Here is a 22,565-nt window from a genome sequence, read left to right as displayed (position 1 = left end):
CGACGACCTCAGACGCCGAGCAGACCCTTCGCGATGTGCGTCACCTGAATCTCGTTACTCCCGGCGTAGATCATCAGCGACTTCGCGTCGCGCGCCAGCTGCTCGACCCGGTACTCGGCCATGTAGCCGTTACCACCGAACAACTGCACCGCCTCCATCGCCACGTCGGTAGCCGCGCGCGAGGAGTACAACTTCATCGCCGACGCCTCTGCCAGCGTCACCGGGTCCCCCGCCTCCGCCCGTTCGATGGCATTGAAGACCATGTTCTGCACGTTCATCCGGGCAATCTCCATCTCGGCCAACTTGAGCTGCACCAGCTGGAACTGTGCGATCTCCTTGCCCCACAACTTGCGGGACTTGGCGTAGTCGACACACAGACGGTGACATTCGTTGATGATCCCGAGCGACAACGAGGCGATACCGATACGTTCGGCGGCGAAGCTCTCCTTCGCACTGGACTTCCCGTCCGATGCGCCGCCCTCTTCGGTCTCGCCGAGCAGCCGATCGCGGCCGACGCGCACGTTGTCGAAGAACAACTCACCGGTGGGCGAGGAGTTCATCCCCATTTTCTTGAACGGCGCCCCCTGGGTGAGTCCCTCCATGCCCGCGTCGAGGACGAACGTGAGCACCTTGCGGTCGCGGCGGTCGATCGACGCATCGCCGTCGTCGAGCTTCGCGTACACGATCATGACGTCGGCATAGGGCCCGTTGGTGATGAACGTCTTCTGCCCGTTGAGGATGTAGTCGTCTCCGTCGCGCCGGACATAGGACTTCATGCCACCGAAGGCGTCAGAGCCGGAATCGGGTTCGGTGATGGCCCAGGCGCCCACTTTCTCGAAGGTGACCAGGGCGGGAAGCCAACGCTCCTTCTGCGCCAGAGTGCCTCGACTGCGGATGGTGCCCGCCGACAGGCCGAGGCTCACGCCGAGGGAGGCGACGAGCCCGAGACTCACGCCCGCCAACTCGGCATTCATGATGACGCCCATGCTGCCTGCACCGAGACCGGCCGATTTCTCACCCTTCTCCGCGGATCCGGGGTCGTCGCCGCGTTCGCGGGCCAGCGACTTCTCGAGGGCGTCCCGCGCCATCTCGTCGATACCGAAGGTGGCGAAGAGCTTGCGGATGATGTCGAACGGAGGCAACTCCCCGGTCTCGAGCTTGTCGACGTGGGGTCGAATCTCCTTGTCGATGAAGCCGCGGATCGCGTCGCGGAACATCAGATCGGTGTCGGACCACTGATACATGCCGGGGACTCCAGTCGCTGAAAAGACGAGGACACTTCCCCGCAAATATAGAACAGGTTCTCGTTATTGGGAACGAGAACGCGCCCGCTACCGGATGAGCCCCAACCGTTGCGCCAGCCAGGGCGTTTCCTTCTCCAGTCCGGCAGACCACACGGCGAAGCTGTGACCCCCGGGGACCTCGAGGTACTGCACATCCATGCCCGCATCCTTCGCGGCCTGGAAAACCTTCTGCGCGCCGGGCCGGTAGTCCGCGTCGTCGCTGCCGACGACGAAGACCCCGGCCGAGTCCGGGTACTTCTTCGTCGCCATCAGATCGAGCGGATTGACTTTCTCGAATGCAGACTCGCTTCCGCCGAACGCTGCGTCGAGCGTCCGCTGACGATCACCGAGTGTGGGCTCCTCCTGCCCGGAGATGTCGAGGAACGTGGGGTACACCTCGGGATAGCTGGTTGCCATCTGCAGCGAACAGGTGCCGCCGTAGGAGAGGCCACCTATCGCCCAGGCTCGAGGGTCCCGGTTGACCTGAAGGTTCGAGGTCACCCAGGCCGGAACATCTTTGGCCAGATAGGTGGCCACGTTGCCCAGGGGCGAGTCGACGCACAACGGGTTCGCGATCTGTGAGCCGGTAGCGTCCGCAACCACGACGACGGGAGCGAGACCTTCGTGCTCGGCCGCGAAGGCATCCATCGTAGAGGTCAGCTTGCCTCCCGCGAGCCAGTCCTCCGGAGCGCCGGGCTGGCCGGCGAGAAGTATCAGCACGGGCAGGAGAGGTCGAGGGTTCGTGAAATATGCAGGGGGCAGGTAGATTTCGGCGTCGCGGGCGGTGAAATTCGATTGCGTGGCGGGGATGTGCGCGGTGAGGACGCGACCCTGATCGCCCATTCCCGGCGGAGGAGTCCACGACGCGTCGAGTGGCGTCCCGGTGACAACCTTCTCGGTGACACCCCCCAGATCGTGAAGATCCACGCGATCGAACGGTTCGTCTCCGAAAGCGGTGCCCACCGTGGGATACGCGTCGAACACCAGATTGATCTGCGTCGCCGACGCGAGCACGACGGCGATCACCGCCAGTACCGACACCGCCGCGGATGCCGCCGTACGTCCGGCCCGAATCCTCGGAAACAGCAGCAAAATTGCAGCCAGACCCACCCCGATCCACACATAGATGGAAATTTCGATCGGGTCGGGAAAGGGTCGGAGGACCTTCTCGACGGTGATGTAGACGGCAAGGGTGACCACTGCGGCCACGGCGAGACAGAGCGGCAGGGCTTTCCTGCGAAACCACGGGGCGCGGGCGGCCAGCAACCACACGCCACCGAGTGCGCCCAGGCCGGTGAGGATCCAGGGCAGAGGCCCTGAAATCACGCTGAGGTCGCTGAGCCATTCCACGTCACGAAGCCTAGAGCGCGAACCCGCACTGCGTCGGCTACTCGAAGCGACCGTTAAAATCGTGTGGTGACATTCATCAAGGTCTGCGGTCTGCGTGACCAAGCCTCGGTCGATCTGGCCGTGCGACTCGGTGTCGACGCCGTGGGCTTCGTCTTTGCCGAGAGCGTGCGCCGAATTGCGGTGGAGGATGCGGCGTCGCTGATCCGCTCCGTCACCGGTCCCACCGTGGCGGTGGGGGTCTTCAAGGGAAGTTCTGTGCCGGACGTGATCGAGGTCGCGGCCGCAGCCGGGCTCGGCGCCGTCCAGGTGCACGATGTGAGGTCCGCCGAGGACGTCACCCGATTGCGAGAGGCAGGGCTCACGGTGATCCGTGCGGTGGTTGCCGGGGATTCGTCCGGCGATTTCGGGGCCGACCGCCTCCTCGTCGACGGGGCGACAGCCGGCGCGGGAGTGCCGTGGGACTGGGCGGGGCAGGCTCGACCCGATGGTGAGTGGATCCTCGCCGGCGGTCTGAATCCCGGCAACGTCCGGACCGCGATCGACGCCACCGGCGCGTGGGGTGTCGACGTGTCGAGCGGTGTGGAATCTTCCCGCGGCGTCAAGGACGCGGCGCTGATCGAGCAGTTCGTTTCCGCGGTTCGATCAGGGGCGTGACTCAGTCGGGCATCCCTGTCACGGAATCTTCGGCGTCCCAGGAGGCAACTACCGTGCGGATACCCACCACAAGCGCCAACGGCTGGTCGATCATCACGTGATGCCCCGCGTCGGGGATGTCCGTCACCAGCGCGGTCGGGCCGAATCGCGCCCTTATAGTCTTCATCATCTCTTCGTCGACGATCCCGTTCTCGGCACGAAAGAACGCGATGCGGCAGCGGGGTTCTGCCGCGACGAGCCGATCGCTGCCGCTGCGGGCGAAGAATGCGGGGTCGAACTTCCACGACCAGCCGCCCTCCACTTCCCGCATCGAGGTCTCGGCGACGTGGTCGCGGACGGCCGGAACCGCCGACTCCTGCGGCGGCACGAACCGGAAATGCGCGAGCGCATCGGCCTTGCTCGGATACACCTTCTTGGGCCCGAACGCCCGCTGCTGCCGCGCCGCTTCCTCCTCGGGTGTCTGGGCCCGAATGGGTGAATCGATCAGTTGGACCCCGGCCAGATCCTCGCCGAACAACTGCGCGGCCACATACGACACCATTCCGCCCATGCTGTGTCCGACGAAGGCCGGTGGACCGGAGATACCAGCGGGTTTCGCGACGGCCAGGGCCTCTTCGGCCCACTGCTCGAGCCCGTAGTGCTCGCGAGAGTCACTGTCTCCGTGTCCGGAGAGATCGAGAGCGACCACCCGTCGTCCGGTGGCCAGCATGGGTGCGACGTGATCCCACCACCTGCTGTGTGCCGCTCCACCGTGCACCAACACGATTCCGGGGGATCCCGTCGGCCCCCACGCGCGGTACCGGATCTGTGCGCCGGCCACATCTACCTGGCCGACCTCCACCGGGCAGGCCAGGGCCGAGGCGAACCAGGGGGGCGCGTCACTCTGCACGTTGCTCATCAATCGAACATACCGATCACTTCTCCCGACGCTGACGAAGGTCGAACATCGCGGTGACAGCACGGTCGACCACGGGAAATTTGTCCGGAGCCAGGTCGTGGCGCGCACCGTCGAACTCGACGAGGACCGTCGTCGCCGGAATCAGTTCGAGTGCCGATTCCATTTCTTCGGTGGTCGCGAACGGATCCTTCGAACCATGCACGATCACTGTCGGCGTCCGCAGGTCCGGAAAATGGTCTGTGCGACGCTTCTCGGGTTTCGCCGGTGGATGCAGCGGATACGACAGCAACAGCAGGGCATCGATCCCGGCGGGATTCTCCGCGGCCAGCATGGACGCTTGACGACCGCCGTACGAATGCCCGCCGGCCCACACCGGCCCGGGCCCGAAGTCACGCATGACGGCGACAGCCTCCGCGACGCCCTCGCGATCCTCCGCCGCCCTCGACGGATGCGGCGGGCCCGACGCACGGCGCTGCCGAAAGGGCAGGTCGAAGAGCAGGACCAGCACGCCTCGTTCCACGAAACCCTCGGCCATCGCTCGTAACAGCTTTGTGTCGCAGTTACTTCCCGCCCCGTGCGTCAGCACCAACCCAGCCACCGGATCATCCTCCGGGCGATGCAACTGCCCCCGCACCCCCTGCTTCTGCAGCAGTTCACTCATTCGATCACGGTAGCCGGTTCCGTTCCCTCGCCACCGCGCCCGCCCACAGGTTGGTTTCGATTGGCTTTCGATCTGTTTGCCGAGGGGGTCGAGTGGGTATCTTTACCCTACGACTGCTGGGAGTAGCACATGGATACCACCACGACCGTCATTTGGATCGTCGTCGCGATCATCGTCGTCCTTGCCCTGATCGCGCTGGCCGTTGCCGCAACGCGCAAGCGCAAGCAAGCACGGCTCCACGAGGCCCAGGACATCCGCGCGAAAGCCCAGGAACAGGCTTCCATCGTCGGGCAGCGCGAAGCGGTTGCCGATCAGACTGCCGCCGAGGCACGGCGGGCCCAGGCAGATGCCGAGGCCAAAGCCGCGGAGGCGTCGCGACTTCAGCACGAGGCGGCGACGCACCAGCGCACTGCCAGCACGTCCCGGGAAGAGCTGGACAAGGAGTGGAAGCGGGCCGACAAGCTCGATCCCACTACCAAGTCCACGAATGCGGACGCGAACACGAACACGAACACGACCGGCACCCGGTCGAACGACACCCGGACCAATGACGTCCGATCGAATGAAACCCGATCGAACGACACGCCCGGTGCCCATTCAAAGCCGACCGATACAACACCGACGTAACAGTCGGCGCGGCCTGCCTCGCCCCACAGAAGCAAAGTGTGACACTGTGCACCGGCTCGAGCCGGCACTCACCATGGGAGGTCGGAAATGCGCATCGGACGACTCGTCACGATCATCGTCGTGGTGTGGTTGATCATCGGGGCTATCGCCGTCTGGCAGCGCGGCTACTTCAAAGAAGCCAACGCCGACTGCGCGAGCGCGGGCACCATCGCCGTCACTGTCATCGCGGGCCCACTCAACTACGCAGGCGTGAACCCGAAGGTGAATTGTGAAGTGCCACAGCCGAGTCAGTAGTCTCGGTCCGTCGAAAAGGAAATGAGGCAATACCGTGATCATCCTCGGAATCATTCTGCTGATCATCGGTCTCGTCGCGAAGATTTCGATCCTCACGACAATCGGGATCATCCTCCTGGTCATCGGTCTCGTCCTGATGGTGCTCGGTACGACAGGGCGCGCCGTCGGCGGGCGAAAATACTGGTATTGACGGCTCGACCGTCCTCCGGTAACTGACCCTCTCCGACCGCCGTCGATCCCGACGGCGGTCGGAGATGCACGGGGATGGCAACTGGTCCGGCTGTCCGGATTTCAGCTGTCCGGGCTTCAGACGGTGGCGAGGACGTACGAGAGGACGAATCCGGCCGCAGTGCTCAACGCGACTGTCGGGCCGCCCTTTTCGTATGCCTCGGGCATGAGGGTGTCGGCGAGCGAGGCCAGTACGGCACCGGCGGCGAATGCAAGTGGCAGAGAAATGGTCTCGGGTGAACTCGTGGCCAGCGGCCCCGCGCCGATGACGACGGCCGCGGTGAGTAGAACGGCGCACACCACCCAGGTGCCGACAACGAAGGCCTGCGTCCTGCCCTGTGCACGCATCGACGCACTGCCGACCAAGGCCTCGGGAAAGTTGGAGACGAAGATCGCGACGAGAAGGGTTACGCCCCCGGTACCCTCACCGAGAGACACGCCGAGCGCAATGTTTTCCGGCACGCCGTCGAGCGTCACCGCGGCGAGGAGGGCGAATCCGGCCATCCCGCTCACAGAAGCCGTCGAGGGGGCAGTGTCCGACGCGGCTGCGTCGAGGTCGAGTTTCTCACTCCCCTGACGTTGTCGATGTGTGCCCTCCGCGAGACGGTCGAGCCGCTCGCTGAGAACGGTGAAGACTACGGCCCCCACAGCCAGTCCGAGCACCGCCCGCCAGATACCGCCCTTCTCATACGACTCCTCGAAGAGTTCGAAAGTCAACGCCGTAATCAGGGCGCCCGAGGCAAACGCCAGCATGCCGGCGAGCGTGCGTTTGGGAATGGTGAATCGGCCGCCGACCAGCGCTCCGATAACCAGAGCGCTCGACGCGATCACCCCGAAGATCAGCGACTCGACGATGATGATGCCTCCACGTGCGGAGAAGGCCCGATGACCTTCATGGATACACCGAGTACCCCGCACACACAAGTTTGCGCAGCACCGACGAGATCATGTGGTTCAGCGAAGAAAATGCGACGGCACCGGCCGGATGGTAGAAGATCGCACCATGTCTTCTCGTTCGTGGATCGACACCCATGTCCATCTCGTCGACTTTCTGCAAGCTCCCGCCGACACCGCCGAGCTGCGTGACGCGCTCGTCCGCAACGGAGCCCGGCGTGCCGTAGTCTTCGGTCTTCCGGTGAAGAAGAAATGGTCGGTCGCCGAGCCCGTTCGGCCCGACTACTACCTCGACGACAATGCACCGTGCCACTACCATTCGCTGACCGATGCGACCGTCCTCGACCTCCTTCCCGACCTCGAGGCGGAGGGGCAACTCGAGGTGGCGCCCCTGATCTGCGGCTTCGATCCCACCGACAAGCTCGCGATCGACCACCTGGAATTCGTCTGGAGCCGCTCGGACCGGTGGGCCGGGATCGGTGAGGTGATGTTCCGCCACGACGATCTCACCAATTTGACACTCGGCGACGTTCCCGCACCCGATCACGAGGCCATGGACGCGGTTCTCGATTTCTGCGCCCAGCGGAAGGTCCCGATCTCGCTGCACCACGACTCGGCGTCACCGGGCCTGCCGGACCGGCACGAATACGTCGGCAAACTCGAGAACGCGCTCGACCGGCATCCGACCACCTCGGTGGTCTGGTGCCATGCCGGTGTCTTCCGCCGCACCCGCCCCTCCAACCAGCTGGACCTGGTGCGTCAACTGATAGAACGTCATGCCCGTCTGACCATCGAACTGTCCTGGGTGCTGCTCGACCACATCACCGACGGCACCGATTCCGACCCGGACTGGGTCGCACTTCTCGCCCGCCACCCCGATCGCTTCGTGGTCGGCACCGACACCGTCGCAAGGGCGGATACCGTCGACACCCGCGCCCGCCAGATCCACGCCCTGCTCGAGGCTCTCCCCGACCCCGCCGCGAGGTGCGTCGCCGAGGACAACGCGCAGGCACTGTGGTTCCCCTGACAGTGCGCTACCGCGCCTGTGAGTACTTCCTAACCGCGGAATGTTAAGAAGTACTCACGGGTGCCGGAGGCGCTACTCGGGAGCCTGATCCTCGGGCTCTACCGGCTCGACCTCTTCACGATCGGACGCGTTGCCCTCGACTCCTTTGGCCTCACGCTCGGCGGTCAGACGGTCTTCCATGTCGTCGACGAGGTCGGCAATCCGCTGATGCTCGGGGAGGTGCTGACCATGTCGATCTTGGTTCGCCTTCATCACGCTCCTTCCGGGTGGGTGCGGGAGTTCGGTATCGGTCCGACTCGGGTCCACACATTTCGAACTGTACGCCGATCGACGTCCGGCGTCGGGATATGCGACACGGTACTGGACGCCCGTCCTGGTCGCGAAATACCGACAATGAAACGCGTTGCGGACCAGCGGCATACGCTCGACAGCACTGCGAATGTGCCACTGCGCTCGACTATTTCGCCATTGTGATGGCTTGTCCACTTCGACACGGCACGGACTTCGATACGCAATCGACACCGTCTTGTGCATACGGACGGCGAGCACCTCGTACTCTGGACCGGGTACCACCCGAAGGAGGATCGAGATGCCGGCAGTCACCACCCCCCATGTCTACGTGCACCGCGCCGGAGATCGGCTGAAAACCAGGATTTCCTGGTTGGATTCGAAGCATTCGTTCTCCTTCGGTCAGCACTACGACCCGGACAACACCCATCACGGACTCCTGCTCGTGAACAACGACGACACTGTGCTTCCGGGACAGGGATTCGAGACACATCCCCACAAGGACATGGAGATTGTCACCTGGGTGTTGCGTGGCTCACTCGTGCATCAGGATTCGATCGGCCATTCGGGCATCATCTATCCCGGTCTCGCTCAACGCATGAGTGCGGGCACAGGAATCATGCACTCGGAGAAGAACGACAGCTGGCGGCTGGCCGGCGAAGAACACCACGAACCCGTTCATTTCGTACAGATGTGGGTGGTGCCCGACGAGGCAGGACTGACACCGAGTTACGAACAGCTCGAGATCGAGGACGAGATCTTGAAGGGTGGACTGGTACCGGTGGCGTCCGGAATGCCCGAATACCGCGACCATTCGGCCATCCGTATCAACAACAAGCACGCCGCACTACACGTCGCCCGCGTGTTTCCCGGCGCACCGATCAGGTTGCCCGAGGCACCGTTCCTGCACGTCTTCATTACTCAGGGCACCGCCGACATGGAAGGTGTCGGCACCCTGTACGAGGGCGATGCCGTCCGTACCAGCGCATCCGGTGGTCAGGAGATCTCCTCGCATTCCGGCGCAGAGGTGCTGGTCTGGGAAATGCACGCCCGCATCGGCGGGTAAACGGTGTAAGTATGGAGCCATGACCACGGCTCAACGCTCAGGCATCGACCTCAACCACCTCGGCAGCGGCATCCGTGCCCAGGACGACCTCTTCCTCCACGTCAACGGCGGCTGGATCGACAGTTACGAGATACCCGCGGATCGCGCCATCGACGGCGCGTTCCGCACGCTGTACGACAAGGCCGAAGTCGACGTCCAGAACATCATCGAGGAGGCTGCCGGTTCGGGCGCTCCGGCAGGGACCGACGCTCAGCGAATCGGCGACCTGTACGGCAGTTTCATGGACTCCGACGTCGTGGAAGCCGCAGGCCTGACGCCGATCGCCGACGAACTCGCAGCCGTCGCCGAGGCCGGCGATCTCTCGGCGCTGGCCGGAGTGATCGGCCGCCTGCAGCGGACGGGCGTGGGCGGTGCGGTCGGCCACTACGTCGACACGGACGCCAAGAACTCCGAACGCTATCTGGTGCACTTCAGCCAATCCGGCCTCGGACTGCCCGACGAGTCCTACTACCGCCAGGACGAGCACGCGGAGATCCGGGCCGCGTACGTGGCGCACATCGGCAAAATGTTCGAGCTCGCCGGTGTCGGGTACAACGCCCAGCGCGTGTTCGACCTCGAGACCAAGATCGCGGCCGGACACTGGGACGTCGTGAAACGGCGCGATGCCGAATTGAGCTACAACCTGGTAACCCTCGACCAGCTGCCGGAAGGCCTGGACTGGGCCGCGTGGATCGACGGGCTGGGTGGCACCCGTGATCAGTTCGCCGAGATCGTGGTCCGCCAGCCCGACTTCCTCACCACACTCACTGGGCTGTGGACGTCCGAGGATCTGGAGACATGGAAGGCGTGGGCCACGTGGAACGTCATCCGTTCACGGGCGGCGTACCTGACGCAGGCACTCGTCGACGAAAATTTCGCGTTCTACGGTAAGACGCTGACCGGAACCGAGGAGAACCGTGAGCGCTGGAAGCGTGGGGTGTCCCTGGTTCAGGACCTCCTCGGTGAGGCCGTCGGAAAGTTGTACGTCGAGCGCCACTTCCCCGCCGACGCCAAGGCCCGTATGCAGGAACTCGTCGCCAACCTGCAGGAGGCGTACCGCCGCAACATCGCCGACCTCGAGTGGATGAGCCCCGCGACTCGTGAGGCCGCGCTGCGCAAGCTCGAGAAGTTCACGCCGAAGATCGGCTACCCGGACAAGTGGCGCGACTACTCGTCGGTCACCATCTCCCGCGACGACCTGGTGGGCAACTATCGGCGCGGGTACGCGGCCGAGTACGACCGCGACCTGGGCAAAGTGGGTGGCCCCGTCGACCGCGACGAATGGTTCATGACCCCGCAGACGGTGAACGCCTACTACAACCCGGGAATGAACGAGATCGTGTTTCCGGCCGCGATCCTGCAACCGCCGTTCTTCGACGCCGCCGCCGACGATGCCGCTAATTACGGCGGAATCGGTGCGGTCATCGGCCACGAGATCGGTCACGGATTCGACGACCAGGGCGCCAAGTACGACGGCGACGGGAACATGGTCGACTGGTGGACCGACGATGATCGCAGTGAGTTCGGAAAACGCACCAAGGCTCTGATCGAGCAGTACAACCAGTTCGAGCCGAAGGCACTGCCCGGCCATGCGGTCAATGGGGAGTTCACGATCGGCGAGAACATCGGCGACCTCGGTGGCCTCTCCATCGCGATCGCCGCCTACAAGATCGCGACGGAGGGAACGGAGCCTCCGGTACTCGACGGGCTCACCGGTCTACAGCGCGTGTTCTTCGGTTGGGCGCAGGTGTGGCGAACCAAGGCACGCGATGCCGAAGCTCTCCGGCGTCTCGCAGTTGATCCGCACTCGCCGCCGGAGTTCCGGTGCAACGGAGTGGTGCGCAACCTCGACACCTTCCACGACGCGTTCGACGTCCAGCCCGGCGACGCCCTCTATCTCGACCCGGAGCAGCGCGTCAAGATCTGGTAGCGACCGGTCCCCCACCGACGCCCCCGTAGAAAGGCCGTAGCCCGCACAGCGAACTGTGCGGGCTACGGCAGGGTGTTTGGGATCAGATTCAGCGGTTCCAGTCACCCAGACCGTCGGAGCCGCTGAGCACGCCACCGGCGGTGTTCTGCACAACCACGGCGTCGCCCTTCTTGGAGTTTTCGTAGAACCACTTGGCGTCCTCGGTGCTCACGTTGAGGCACCCGTGGCTGACATTGGTGTTGCCCTGCGCGTCCAACGACCACGGCGCAGCGTGGACGAAGATGCCGCTGTACGACATGCGCGTGGCGTACTCGACGTAGGTGCGGTACCCCTCTTCGGAGTCGACCGGCACCCCGTACGTGGACGAATCCATGTACATGTCGCGGAACTTCTCGCCGATGATGTAGGTGCCGTTGGGGGTCTCGTGACCCGGCTTACCCATCGAGGTCGGCATGGTCTTGACCACCTCACCGTTGCGGGTGATCGTGATCTGCTTGGTGTTGTCGTCGGCGGTCGCCACCAAGGCGTCGCCGATGGTGAACGTGGAATGCGCGTCTCCGGCATCCACGGTGACCTGCGTGTTGGCCGGCCAGAAGTCGGTGGGCTTCCAGCGCACCTGGCTGTCGTTGATCCAGTAGAAGCCACCCTCGACGGGCTGGCTGGTGGTGACCCTGATGGCACGCTCGGCGGCGGCGCGGTCACCGATCTCCTCGTTGAACCGGATGATCACCGGCTGCGCGACACCCACGACCTCACCCTCACCGGGGTTGAGGGACGGTGCCGAGAAGTTGGCCGGCGCGGGCGCCGGTTCGGGTAGCGGAAGCTGCGGTGCGCTGGGCAGACCGGGAAGGGTGGGAATCTCCGGTCCACCGGGGAACAGCGGGACGGCCTGAGCGGGTCCTACCAGCGCCGTTCCGGAAACCACCACTCCGGCCACTGCGACGGCGACGCGCGATGACCAGCGCTGATTCCGCGAAGTACAGATTCCTGTCTTGCCCATATGACCACTCTCGTTCGACGACGTGTATTGACGCGCGTCCCCGACGGACCTAACAATCGCGCACTGCCATTAACACACATCATCCGGCGCCGAGCAATTTACCCGCAATCGTTGCCGCTCTGCGCCCTGTGAGTACTTGTTATCACTGGACTGTTAAGAAGTGCTCACGGCGAGGTGTCGGCACGGGCTGCGGCCAGCATGCTGTCGATCGTCACAAGCTTGGTGCGGGCCCGGCCCGCGGCCCGGCCTCCGGCGCGCTCGGTTTTGTCGATACGCTGCCAACCTTGGTAGTCGATCGCATTGGGCGCCCGTTCGGCAATCAACCGATCGAGGGCCTCACGGTCTTCGGGCGCGTCGAGCCGGCCCGCCGAGAAGTCATCGATCACCATGTGTACGGTCTCGGCCGAGCAGTACTTGTTCGTGCCGATCACGCCTGTCGGGCCCCGCTTGATCCACCCCGCCACGTACACACCGGGGATCGGCGTGCCCGACTCCGGGTCGATCACCCGCCCGTTCTCGTTGGGGATGACCCCGCGCCGGTCGTCGAACGGGAGCCCCGCCACCGGACGGCCCCGATAGCCGATCGATCGCAGGATCAGCCCGGTGTCGAGCGTCTCGATGACATCCGACGGTTTGGCACCGAGAACCCCGGAGGCGTCCGCGACCATCTCGTTGCGGGCGATCCGCACGGATTCGACGTGCCCGTCACCGAGGATGTCGACCGGTGAGGTGAGGAAGCGAAGCACGATGCGCTTGTGTGCGGGGTCGGCGGCCCGCTGCGCGAACTCCTCCACCTGCTTCACCTTCAACTGCAGCGACGGCTCCGCATCGTCCGCGTCGACGAGTGCACGGCTGGCTGAATCGAGCACGGCTCCCTCGGGGTCGACGACGACGTCCACGTTGGGCATCCGGCCCAGGGCAAGGAGTTCGGGGTTGGTGTATGCCGCCTGGGCAGGACCCCTGCGCCCGAGGATCACGACCTCCCGGATGTTGCTCGACCGCAGCGCTTCGAGCGCATGGTCGGCCAGATCCGTGGTCGCCAGGACATCGGGATCGGTGACCAGGATCCGGGCCACGTCGAGCGCCACGTTGCCGTTGCCGACGATGACGGCGCGCTCACCGGAGAGGTCGAAGGTGCGGTCGGCGTAGTCGGGATGGCCGTTGTACCAGGCGACGAACTCGGTGGCCGCATGGCTTCCCGGCAGATCCTCGCCGGGTATGTCGAGCCTGCGGTCACCCGCAGCGCCTACGGCGTAGATCACGGCGTGGTGGTGCCGCAGCAGTTCCTCGTGGGTGACGTCCTCGCCGACTGCCACGTTGAAGTGGCAATGCACATTCCGTTTGCCCACTGCCGAACGGAACTGATCGGTGACACCCTTCGTGCCCGGATGATCGGGGGCGACACCGGCGCGCACCAACCCGTACGGGGTGGGCAGGCGCTCGAACATGTCGACCTCCATGCGTGGTTTGGCGGTCAGTTCCATCGCGGCGTAACAGGCCGCGGGACCGGACCCGACGATCGCGACGTGCAGCGTGCCGAGCGCGGCGTCGATCGACGGCAGCTTCACCGGATCCGGCCAGTCGGGACCGATGGGGTGTTTGGTGTAGTACTGCGCATTGATGTCGAGGTAGGGGGCGTCGACTTCTTCGAGGTCGTTCTCCGCATAGATCGCCTCGACCGGGCATTCCTCGACGCAGGCACCGCAGTCGATGCAGGTGTCGGGGTCGATGTACAGCATTTCCGTGGTCGCGAACGGTTTCTCGTCCGGTGTGGGATGGATGCAGTTGACCGGACAGACATCGACGCACGAGGCGTCGTTGCAGCAAGGCTGCGTAATCACATAAGTCACGGCTCTCCCCTACCTGAGTACACGCAGTCCGACTTCGACTGGAAGCCCAGACTATAACGTGTTCCACTTTTGCGCGAGGATGTGACGAAGGGGACGTTCGCCGGGACAGCGTCCGCCCCCTCCCGTCAGACCGCTCCGCCCGGCTCCAGCCGGAATCCGACCTTGAGTGTCACCTGGAAGTGCGCCACCGCACCATCCTCGATGTGACCCCGTGTCGAGACCACCTCGAACCATTCGAGGTTGCGTACGGTCTCCTGCGCGCGCCCGATGGCGTTTTTGATAGCTCCGTCGATGCTGTCTGGCGACGAACCTACGACCTCGACGACCCGGTACACGTGATCACTCATCATGATTCCTTTCGTGGTTACTTGTCGTTACGTACGAGCGCTTGCGCTTCGACCCCGAGCCGCGCCAGACGCAGATCACCGAGAGCGGTGAACGAACTGCCGAGCCGGTTGGTGACGAAGCCGAGCGACAACCCGCTGTCGAGGTCCGCATAGGCCCCGGACCCGCCGACGCCGTAGTGCCCGATCGCGTTCCGTGGTTGCTCTCGGGACGCCAGGATCGGGCGGTGATAGCCGAGCGACCACTGGGGCCGGATACCGAGCACGTAATCGCGGTCCCGAGTCTGCACGGTCGACATCTGCTCGATAGTGGATCGGCGCAGGAAACGGCGTCCGTCGAGCACACCGCCGTTCGCGATCGCGCCGTACATGCGGGCGAGGGCGCGGGCACTGAACACACCGTTCCATCCGGGCATCACTGCGCCGTGCACGGCCGGGTTGCGCACCAGCACGTCGAATCCGGTGGGCATGGCCGCCTCGGCGAGCCCGCGCGTAGGGCCGACGCGCGCGAGGACGGTGGACGTGAGCTCCCAGTTCAATCCGGCGGGGTTGATGTGCGGAAACAGCTTTGCGATCCGTGGCCGGTGCTGCTCCGGGACCAGGTACCAGAAGTCGTCGATTCCGAGGGGACCGGCGATCTCCTCCTCCACCACCTGGACGAACGGTTTCGCCGTCACCCGTGCGACGAGTTCGGCCACCAACCACCCGTAGGTGACGGCGTGATATCCGGGACCGCGGAGTCTGCGTGGGTCGGCCGGGGTCGACGCGAGAGCCTGCACGACCGCGTCGTAGTCGAGTAAATCGAGTGGGCTGCGCATCAGACCTCGCACTCGATGCAAACCGGCGCGATGTGTCAGCAGGTCGCGGACCGTGATGGCGTCCTTGCCTGCCGCACCGAACTCGGGCCAGTAGTCGGCCACCCTCGCGTCGTAATCGAGCAGACCGCGCTCGGCGAGCCTGTGTACGACGGTGCTGGCCACCCCTTTGCCCGTCGAGAACGACAAGGCGACGGTGTCGCGGTCCCAGCGGCGATCACGATCGGCCCAACCCGCCCAGATATCCAGCACCTTCTCGCCGCGGAAATACGCGGTGAGGGCGCCGCCACCCTGCTGAGGTTGCCGGTACATCGCGAAGAAGCGGTCGGCGAGGGGAAGGAACCGAGGGTCGACATGCAGCTCGGTCCGGGGCGCGGCCGCGGGCCTGTGACTTCGAACGCTGGTCGTCATCGACCACCTCCGATCTACTGCCGCTTCATGCGGCAGATGCGTCAGCCCATTGTGACTGCCGTCACCATACGACGCCGACCGGGGGTGTGATCAGGAAACCCGCCAGACCGTTACCCCATCGGTGAAACATGCTTGACCTGCAAGGAAATTGATGGCAAGCGCAGGCCCGCCGGAGCACACGACACCTCGGCCCGGGTCGGCGACGAGGGCCTGACCCCCGGGGCCACTCAACACCAGCGCGGGGCCTGATCCGGCGACCGTCCCGATGGCGACGCTTTTCGGTCCGATCGCGATCGCGGCAACGCCGCCGCCGCGAGCTTCGGCGGCCCCGACACCCCCGCCAACGCCGGCGCCGAGTGCCGCCCCCGCCTCGGCGGCGTCGGCGAAACCGACACCATCGTTGCCGAGCGCTGCAGAGTTGCTGCTCGGGTCGGATTTTGCGCCGCACGCGGTGCGGTCGATGATCGAGGTGGTGTCGCGGCCCGGAGGCGACACGCAGGACAACGATCCTGCCGACGCGGTGGCCGGCGTCGTCATCAGAGTTCCGAGTGCCGTCGCAACGACACCGAGAACGAGTCCGGCAGCACCGGCTGTCGAACGCTCCATGAAGACCTCCCCATGTTCGGACGCAAGTCGCCCGCCTGAGCGTACGTCAGCGTCGGCTACTTTCGGTCTCGGTCCCGACTCGGTTGCACTCGCTTCGGTTCGCCCGGCATCTTGGGATAGTTGGGCGGGTACGGGAGATCGCCCAGGCCGTTCGCGGCGTCCCGGTCTGCCATGTCGAGTAGGACGTCGAGCGACTGCTCCACGTCACGGATGGTCGCCATGGGGTCTCCACGCTTGCCGAGCAGGGCGGGCACGGTGGCGATGGTGAAGTCGTCGGGGTCGACGTCGACGAGTTCCGCCCAGGTCACCGGCGTCGATACCGTCGCGATAGGAGTCTTGCGGGCGGAGTATGCGGAGGCGATGGTCTTGTCGCGCGCATTCTGGTTGAAGTCGAGGAAGATCCGTTCGCCGCGTTCCTCCTTCCACCACGACGTGGTGGCCCGGTCACCGCTGCGCCGCTCGATCTCCCGCGCGAGGGCGATGCCCGCCCGGCGCACCTCCACGAAGTCCCACCGCTGCGCGATGCTCAGATAGATGTGCAGGCCACGACCACCGGACGTCTTCGGGAAGCCGACCAGGCCGAGCTCGTCCAGCAGGGGCTGCACGACGTCGAGAGCCACCGCACGGGCATCGTCGAAGCCGGTGCCGGGCTGCGGGTCCAGGTCGATTCGCAGCTCGTCGGGATGGTCGACGTCGGGGCAGCGGACCGCCCACGGATGGAAGGTGATGTTGCCGAGGTTCGCAGCCCACACGATGTCGGGTGCGCTGCCGACACGGAGTACATCCGCCTTTCGCCCCGACGGGAAAGTGACCTCGCAGGAACCGACGTGTTCCGGACGCTTGGCCGGCACCCGCTTCTGATAGATCTCCTCGCCTTCGACTCCGTCGGGGAACCGCTGCAGATGCGTCGGCCGGTCCCGCAGCGCATCCAACAGCGCACCCTGCACAGCGACGGAGCGGTAGTACTCCACGAGGTGCCGTTTGGTGCCGCCGTCCGCACCGAGTTTCGGGTAGTAGATCTTGTCGGGGTTCGACAGGCGAACGGCGACGCCGTCCACGTCGAGTTCGACGGCCGGGCTCGCCATCACGAACCTCCGGCCAGCACGTCGGCAAGGTCGTATCGCACCGGAACCTCCAGTTGTTCGAATGTGCACTCGTCGGGCGTCCGGTCCGGTCGCCAGCGCAGGAACCGCGCGGCGTGCCGGAAGCGTGCGCCTTCCATCTGGTCATACGCCACCTCCACCACCCGTTCGGGTCGTAGTGGCACCCATGTGCGGTCGTTGCCCGACCGCCAGCGGGTGGGCTCACCCTCGGCGACGACGTCGTCACCGACCCGCAGCTCTTCCAACTCGGCGAGCAGTTCGATTCGCCTCGCCGAGGTGAACGCCGACGCTCCGCCCACCATCGACAGCTGGTCACCGTCGTAGAGCCCCAGGAGCATCGACCCGATTCCGGGCTGGCTCTTGTGGGGCCGGTAGCCGATGACGACGCAGTCGGCGGTGCGGGCGTGCTTCACCTTCACCATTTCCCGCTTGTTCGGCAGGTACGGCCCGGCGAGCTTTTTCGCCACTACTCCGTCGAGGCCGGCACCCTCGAACGTCTGGAACCACTCGGTTGCCAGCTCGCTCGACTCCGTGGCCGCGGTGACATGGCAACTGGGACCGCCACCGACGGCGCCGACCAGCTCCTGTCTGCGAATCGAGAAGTCCTCACGACTGAGATCCCGGTCGCCCAGGACCAGCAGGTCGAAGGCGACGAACTGAGCCGGGGTCTGCTCCGACAACAGTGTCACCCGGCTCTCCGCCGGATGAATGCGCTCCGACAAGGATTCCCAGTCGAGCCGGGTGTGGCCGTCGACAGTGCGGGGCACCACGAGCTCACCGTCCACCACACAGCGCTCCGGGAGCTCCGCGACGGCGGCCCGGACCATCTCGGGGAAGTACCTGGCCAGGTCTTTTCCGCCACGGGAGCCGAGCACCACCTCGTCACCGTCCCGGAAAACGAGGGCCCGAAAGCCGTCCCACTTCGGCTCGTACGACCACACGAGACCCGACTCCGGTTGCGTCGGAACGGACGACGCGGACTTCGCGAGCATCGGTTGCAGAGGAGGCATCACGGGGAGATCCACCCGTCCATAGTGTCATTACGATTGGTAAATCGGTGACCGATGTAATCAAATAATGCGCGACACGGCATGCGCGTGGAGCCGGGATGGCAAGCGGTCATCCGGGAAAGTAGGTGGCACCGCCATCCCGGGATTCGGGGGGCACTGCCATCCAGAACGAGGTGGGGTTGAGATGGCAGGTCTGGTTCGGCGGGTGTGCACCGCGGTCGTCGCACTGTCGGCGACGGCGGTTCTCGTCACGGGGTGCGGTTCGGAGGTCACTCCCACGGCAGTGCCGGAGTCGGGGGCTTCGGCCACCACCACTGAGTCGACGACCGTGATCGACGGACAGGAAGGTGAGAACGCCGGCGGAGACGTCGACTTCGAAGTAGCGATCGGCGAGTGCGTCAAGCTCGGCGGCACGATCACCGACGCCGAGATCGACAAGGCGGCGTGCGGCAGCCCCGAATCGAACTACAAGGTGATCGCCAAGGCGGAGCAGAACAGCCAGTGCATCAGCGACGCCGACTCGTACTACTACGAGACCCTCGGCGGAGTCGAGCAGGGCGCGATCTGCCTCGACGTCGACTGGGTCATCGGCGGATGCATGGACGTCGGTGGTGAGGATCCCAAGCGCATCGAGTGCACCGACCCCACCGCCGTCGACGGGGTGAAGGTGACCGAAATCGTGCAGGGCGCCACGTCCGTGGATTCGTGCACCACGTCCTCCAACGGCTACGAATACCCCGAGCGCAAGTTCGTCGTCTGCGTTGACGAGCTCTGACAGCGTCTACGTACCTCTCATACTTTCTGCCACTGACGCGGCCGATGCCGGAGATGTAAGTACTTCACGGCTACCCGTAACACCGTGCGCTGCTGGTGCGGGTTTGACCGTGTCCCACACCGACGCTCGAGGTGCAGGAACACTCTTTTTCTGATTCACCCCCACCGGGGGTGTCGCGGTGGGAACACTTCGGCGGACCCGGCGATGACGCGGCCTGCTCGGGGTGGGACTGGTCTTGTCGCGGCACTGCCGGACCGGCGCATGCTCGATGTTCCGAATCTCCGGGTTCTTCCCGCGCTTGTGAACAACTTTGCTGCGCCCCAGTAGTGCACGTTTGGCGAGGTTCACCCCCGCCACGTGGTCACGATTGCCGCCGACCTTGCACCGTGGGCACCATGCCCGGTGATAGCCGCCCGGGCGGGAGAGTGTGTCGTTGCAGCCCGGGCACAACGCCGACGTGCCGCGTGCCGGTACGGACACCACCATCACGCCGACCCCCGCGGCGGTGTGTGCGAGAGCGTCGACGGCCTGGCGGCGCGCGGACTGCGCGGCCCGGTTGTTGTTCACCCGGCCGTGCCCTCGGGTTTCGAGGGTGCTGAGGTCTTCGACCGCGATCACCGCCGCACCGGCCGCGGCGGCGTAGTCGGTCACTTCCCGGCCGAAGTGGAAGGCGAGTTCCCGGTTGATCTTGCCCCGTTTGACACCGACCGCGGTGCGGTGGGCGTCGAGGACCGCGATCTTCTGTTCCAGGTTGACGCGCACCTCGGGTGGTGCGGTCGCGGCGAGCCGCGTCAAACGTGCGGCTTTACGGTGCAGGTGTTGACCTTCCGCTTGCAGCCGGGCCAGCCTGATCCCCAGGCCCCGGTCGTCGTAGGTGAAGCCCCGGTAGTCCGAGACCAATCCGTCGGGGCGTTCGGTGACGATCGCGGCGGCACCGAGGGTGGCCGGTGACCAATCCACTCCCACCGCCGTCGATCCCGACGTCAGATCGGGCGCCCGAACAGATTCGGTGGCAGCGCAGCGCAGCAGCACACCTCGGTGGTCGAGGACGAGAGTCGGCAGATGCCACTCCGTGATTGCTCTGGTGTGCAGGTGTGGTGGAATAGCGGCGATCAGGCGGACCCGCTGCCACTGCGCCCGACCTGTCGGGGCGGCGGTGGTGGGCAGTTTCAGCGTCAACACCATCACACCGTCTGCGACGGTGATCTGCGAGAGTTGTCGATCGGCAGCGGAAAGCCTGGCCATCACACAGGTCTGCGGCGGTGTCTGCACGTCGGTGATGCGTAGGCGTTCGGTGGCCGCGCCGTCGGTGCGGCGGGCGCGCGCTGCGAGTTGCCGTGCCACGCCGCGCGCGAAACCCGACGGCACATACTCACCGGCCGTGGTGGGCGGCGCCAGTCGGCCGGCGACGGGGTCGAACCTGGCCGACAGCGCCCCGATGGCGGTATCCCGGTACGCCAAGGTGCGTAGCGTGCCGACCGCCTGGGCGGTGATCACCCGGCTCACCCGCGACGGCACGTACACCCCGGTGGGGTAGGACGGGTTCCACCCCAGACGCGCCGCAGCGACATGCCCCTGCACCGGGAGCTTCCGGCCTTGACCATCACGTCCGGCGGTAAGGGCATCGAAGGTGGCCGGTTGCCACAACCTCGACACCAACTCCGATTGCGCGGCGCCGATCAGGTCGAGCAGCCACCGAACACGAAGGTCGATGGTATCGAGCCCGAGCGGGGCGCCGGTAGCGTCGTCGACCGCCGCGTACGGGCGGGTGGTGAACGAAAACTGACGCGGCACAGTGAATCCGGCAACAGTCATCGGCTATCCCTCCTCCAACCTCGCTGCCGCATCGCCCGAGAAGTCGGCGTTGATTCTGTTTCGACCGCAGCCGGTAGAACCGGCCCGAAAACGAGGCGAGCAACGCATTGAAGTCATCCATCAGCTCCCCACCAGCGTTGTGTCGCCATGCTTCCGCAACACCTCGACCGTAACCCCGACCACCGACAAGAAGCGCTGGATCCAGGCGACTCCGAACCGGGCCAGCCGATCCCGCCACACCACCCGCACCACCGTGAAGTAGCCTTGGGCGGCGTCGTCGAGCATCCGGTCCACACCGGCCCGCGTTTCCCTCACACCAGAACCGCGATCCTTGTACACCCGGTACACGGCCCCGGCGGGATTCACCCGCAGCCGACCTCGCTCACAACCAGCCACGCCGTTTGAAGATGGTGTACAGGCCCGCGCACGTGAGCATCATCAACGACAGGGCGAACGGGTACCCGCCCACCCAGTGCAGTTCCGGCATGTGGTCGAAGTTCATGCCATACACCGTCCCGATGAGGGTGGGGGCGAACAGGATTGCCGCCCAGGCCGATACCTTCTTGATTTCCTCGTTCTGCGCGTAGCTCGCCTGGGTGAGGTTTCGCATCTCCTCGTTCTGTTCCTGCGACACCAGAGTTGCGTTGACGGTGAGGATGTTGCCGAGCAACTGACGGAACCCGTCCGCCCGCTCCACGACGACCGTCGCGTGATCGGTGACGTCGCGGAGATACCGCTGCAGTTCCTCGTCGGTGTTGTATTTCTCGAATCCCGCCGACAGCCCGCGCAGCATTCCGAGCAGCGGCCTTGTGGCCCTCTGGAATTCGATGACCTCGCGCGTGAGTTCGTAGATGCGCCGCGACACACCGGGTTCGCCGCTGAACACTTCGGTTTCGATCTCGTCGATGTCGTTCTGCAGTCCCGACACCACCGGGGCGTAGCCGTCGACCACCGCGTCGAGGATCGCGTACAGGACCGCCTCGGGTCCCAGCTTCAGCAGGTCCGGATTCCCTTCCATCCTCCTGCGCACCGCCGACAGGTCGGGTGACTCACTGTGGCGCACGGTGAGCACGAACGTCGGCCCACAGAAGATGTGCAGCTCGCCGAATTCGACGCGCTCGGTTTCGTCGCAGTACCGTGCGGCCCGCAGCACCACGAACAACGTTTCGCCGTAGCGTTCGAGTTTGGGACGCTGGTGCGCGACGATCGCGTCCTCGACGGCCAGCTCGTGGAGGTCGAATTGCGCTGCTGCAGCGTACAACTGGGCGTCGTTGGGCCGGTACATGCCGATCCAGGCCATCGACGATGCGTCCGGCAAGCTGCCCAGCGCTTCCGACAGCGTGGCCGGTGTGGCGATCTTCTTTCCGTCGCGGTAGACGGCGCTGTTGACCACAGTTTCTTCGGCCGGCGTCGGTTCGGGTGCGCGACGCGGGGTGACGTGACCGGTCTCGGCGTCGGACAGACCGGCGGAACGGCTCGGGAGCAGCGAACGAATGGGACGCAATTGTGGCATGGCACTGGTCTTTCGAGGAAGGATGCGTGCTTGTGGACACACGACTGTGAAACCGTTCCCCGGCGAGGTGAAACGGTTTCAGTA

At 65.3% G+C, this 22,565-nt stretch carries 24 protein-coding genes; 8 read left to right on the top strand and 16 right to left on the bottom strand.

The window, feature by feature from the left end; all coding sequences use genetic code 11:
• Window positions 1-8: 8 nt before the first annotated feature.
• The gene (locus ACH49N_RS15535) at window positions 9-1,244 is read right to left on the bottom strand and encodes an acyl-CoA dehydrogenase family protein (RefSeq protein WP_358276777.1); all 1,236 of its coding nucleotides are present in this window, start codon (window positions 1,242-1,244) and stop codon (window positions 9-11) included.
• Between the two features lie 87 nt (window positions 1,245-1,331).
• Window positions 1,332-2,633, bottom strand: a complete 1,302-nt coding sequence (locus tag ACH49N_RS15530; protein ID WP_358276776.1) for an alpha/beta hydrolase-fold protein — start codon at window positions 2,631-2,633, stop codon at window positions 1,332-1,334.
• Between the two features lie 66 nt (window positions 2,634-2,699).
• Here ACH49N_RS15530 and ACH49N_RS15525 point away from each other — a divergent pair, with 66 nt between their 5' ends.
• Window positions 2,700-3,287 (top strand): phosphoribosylanthranilate isomerase, encoded by a 588-nt coding sequence (locus ACH49N_RS15525; protein WP_358276775.1) that lies wholly within the window; start codon window positions 2,700-2,702, stop codon window positions 3,285-3,287.
• Window position 3,288: 1 nt separating this feature from the next.
• Here ACH49N_RS15525 and ACH49N_RS15520 read toward each other — a convergent pair whose 3' ends face one another.
• A complete protein-coding gene (locus ACH49N_RS15520) occupies window positions 3,289-4,185 on the bottom strand; it encodes an alpha/beta hydrolase (RefSeq protein ID WP_358276774.1) in 897 nt (298 codons plus the stop codon).
• 16 nt (window positions 4,186-4,201) lie between these two features.
• Window positions 4,202-4,846: an alpha/beta fold hydrolase gene (locus ACH49N_RS15515; protein ID WP_358276773.1), complete on the bottom strand. Its 645-nt coding sequence runs from the start codon at window positions 4,844-4,846 to the stop codon at window positions 4,202-4,204.
• 129 nt (window positions 4,847-4,975) lie between these two features.
• Here ACH49N_RS15515 and ACH49N_RS15510 point away from each other — a divergent pair, with 129 nt between their 5' ends.
• From ACH49N_RS15510 to ACH49N_RS15500, 3 genes are all read left to right on the top strand, one after another.
• Window positions 4,976-5,473, top strand: coding sequence for a hypothetical protein (locus ACH49N_RS15510; RefSeq protein WP_358276772.1), 498 nt, complete (start codon window positions 4,976-4,978; stop codon window positions 5,471-5,473).
• Between the two features lie 87 nt (window positions 5,474-5,560).
• A complete protein-coding gene (locus ACH49N_RS15505) occupies window positions 5,561-5,767 on the top strand; it encodes a hypothetical protein (protein WP_159924088.1) in 207 nt (68 codons plus the stop codon).
• A 34-nt stretch (window positions 5,768-5,801) separates the two neighbouring features.
• The gene (locus tag ACH49N_RS15500; RefSeq protein ID WP_201453406.1) at window positions 5,802-5,957 is read left to right on the top strand and encodes a DUF6131 family protein; all 156 of its coding nucleotides are present in this window, start codon (window positions 5,802-5,804) and stop codon (window positions 5,955-5,957) included.
• Between the two features lie 116 nt (window positions 5,958-6,073).
• Here the strand turns inward: ACH49N_RS15500 and ACH49N_RS15495 are convergent, their stop codons facing one another.
• Window positions 6,074-6,913 (bottom strand): zinc permease, encoded by an 840-nt coding sequence (locus tag ACH49N_RS15495; RefSeq protein WP_358276771.1) that lies wholly within the window; start codon window positions 6,911-6,913, stop codon window positions 6,074-6,076.
• Between the two features lie 85 nt (window positions 6,914-6,998).
• Here ACH49N_RS15495 and ACH49N_RS15490 point away from each other — a divergent pair, with 85 nt between their 5' ends.
• Window positions 6,999-7,916 (top strand): amidohydrolase family protein, encoded by a 918-nt coding sequence (locus ACH49N_RS15490; protein WP_358276770.1) that lies wholly within the window; start codon window positions 6,999-7,001, stop codon window positions 7,914-7,916.
• Between the two features lie 72 nt (window positions 7,917-7,988).
• On the opposite strand, the gene ACH49N_RS15485 is transcribed toward ACH49N_RS15490, so the two are convergent.
• Complete coding sequence (locus tag ACH49N_RS15485) at window positions 7,989-8,168, bottom strand: hypothetical protein (protein ID WP_159924084.1); 180 nt, start codon at window positions 8,166-8,168, stop codon at window positions 7,989-7,991.
• A gap of 337 nt (window positions 8,169-8,505) precedes the next feature.
• Between ACH49N_RS15485 and ACH49N_RS15480 the strand changes: the two genes are divergently transcribed.
• Both ACH49N_RS15480 and ACH49N_RS15475 read left to right on the top strand, forming a co-directional pair.
• On the top strand, window positions 8,506-9,270 hold the full coding sequence (locus tag ACH49N_RS15480) for a pirin family protein (protein ID WP_159924082.1): 765 nt from the start codon (window positions 8,506-8,508) through the stop codon (window positions 9,268-9,270).
• Window positions 9,271-9,289: 19 nt separating this feature from the next.
• A complete protein-coding gene (locus ACH49N_RS15475) occupies window positions 9,290-11,239 on the top strand; it encodes a M13 family metallopeptidase (RefSeq protein ID WP_358276769.1) in 1,950 nt (649 codons plus the stop codon).
• An 88-nt stretch (window positions 11,240-11,327) separates the two neighbouring features.
• Here the strand turns inward: ACH49N_RS15475 and ACH49N_RS15470 are convergent, their stop codons facing one another.
• From ACH49N_RS15470 to ACH49N_RS15440, 7 genes are all read right to left on the bottom strand, one after another.
• Entirely contained in the window at window positions 11,328-12,239 is a 912-nt protein-coding gene (locus ACH49N_RS15470; protein ID WP_358276768.1) for an Ig-like domain-containing protein, read from the bottom strand.
• Window positions 12,240-12,403: 164 nt separating this feature from the next.
• Window positions 12,404-14,089: an FAD-dependent oxidoreductase gene (locus ACH49N_RS15465; RefSeq protein ID WP_358276767.1), complete on the bottom strand. Its 1,686-nt coding sequence runs from the start codon at window positions 14,087-14,089 to the stop codon at window positions 12,404-12,406.
• Window positions 14,090-14,214: 125 nt separating this feature from the next.
• On the bottom strand, window positions 14,215-14,436 hold the full coding sequence (locus tag ACH49N_RS15460) for a dodecin (RefSeq protein WP_358276803.1): 222 nt from the start codon (window positions 14,434-14,436) through the stop codon (window positions 14,215-14,217).
• Window positions 14,437-14,453: 17 nt separating this feature from the next.
• Window positions 14,454-15,659, bottom strand: coding sequence for a serine hydrolase domain-containing protein (locus ACH49N_RS15455; protein WP_358276766.1), 1,206 nt, complete (start codon window positions 15,657-15,659; stop codon window positions 14,454-14,456).
• 90 nt (window positions 15,660-15,749) lie between these two features.
• A complete protein-coding gene (locus ACH49N_RS15450; RefSeq protein ID WP_358276765.1) occupies window positions 15,750-16,265 on the bottom strand; it encodes a DUF6764 family protein in 516 nt (171 codons plus the stop codon).
• A 56-nt stretch (window positions 16,266-16,321) separates the two neighbouring features.
• Window positions 16,322-17,350 carry a DNA polymerase domain-containing protein gene (locus tag ACH49N_RS15445; protein ID WP_358276764.1) on the bottom strand — a complete coding sequence of 343 codons (1,029 nt, stop codon included), beginning with the start codon at window positions 17,348-17,350 and terminating at the stop codon, window positions 16,322-16,324.
• On the bottom strand, window positions 17,350-18,393 hold the full coding sequence (locus ACH49N_RS15440; RefSeq protein ID WP_250776538.1) for an ATP-dependent DNA ligase: 1,044 nt from the start codon (window positions 18,391-18,393) through the stop codon (window positions 17,350-17,352). Before ACH49N_RS15440 ends, ACH49N_RS15445 begins: the two co-directional genes overlap by 1 nt.
• Window positions 18,394-18,562: 169 nt before the next feature.
• Here ACH49N_RS15440 and ACH49N_RS15435 point away from each other — a divergent pair, with 169 nt between their 5' ends.
• Window positions 18,563-19,153, top strand: coding sequence for a hypothetical protein (locus ACH49N_RS15435; protein WP_358276763.1), 591 nt, complete (start codon window positions 18,563-18,565; stop codon window positions 19,151-19,153).
• Between the two features lie 6 nt (window positions 19,154-19,159).
• Here the strand turns inward: ACH49N_RS15435 and ACH49N_RS15430 are convergent, their stop codons facing one another.
• The 3 genes from ACH49N_RS15430 to ACH49N_RS15420 form a co-directional block, all read right to left on the bottom strand.
• On the bottom strand, window positions 19,160-20,968 hold the full coding sequence (locus ACH49N_RS15430; protein ID WP_358276762.1) for a zinc ribbon domain-containing protein: 1,809 nt from the start codon (window positions 20,966-20,968) through the stop codon (window positions 19,160-19,162).
• Between the two features lie 120 nt (window positions 20,969-21,088).
• Window positions 21,089-21,283: a hypothetical protein gene (locus tag ACH49N_RS15425; protein WP_358276761.1), complete on the bottom strand. Its 195-nt coding sequence runs from the start codon at window positions 21,281-21,283 to the stop codon at window positions 21,089-21,091.
• A gap of 67 nt (window positions 21,284-21,350) precedes the next feature.
• On the bottom strand, window positions 21,351-22,481 hold the full coding sequence (locus ACH49N_RS15420) for a magnesium and cobalt transport protein CorA (RefSeq protein ID WP_109333359.1): 1,131 nt from the start codon (window positions 22,479-22,481) through the stop codon (window positions 21,351-21,353).
• Window positions 22,482-22,565 lie beyond the last annotated feature (84 nt).

The organism is Rhodococcus sp. NPDC019647, assembly GCF_044389235.1.
GTDB classification, from domain to species: Bacteria; Actinomycetota; Actinomycetes; order Mycobacteriales; family Mycobacteriaceae; genus Rhodococcus_F; species Rhodococcus_F oxybenzonivorans.
Note: the sequence above shows the minus strand (reverse complement) of the source record. Positions and strands in the feature narration are given on the sequence as shown.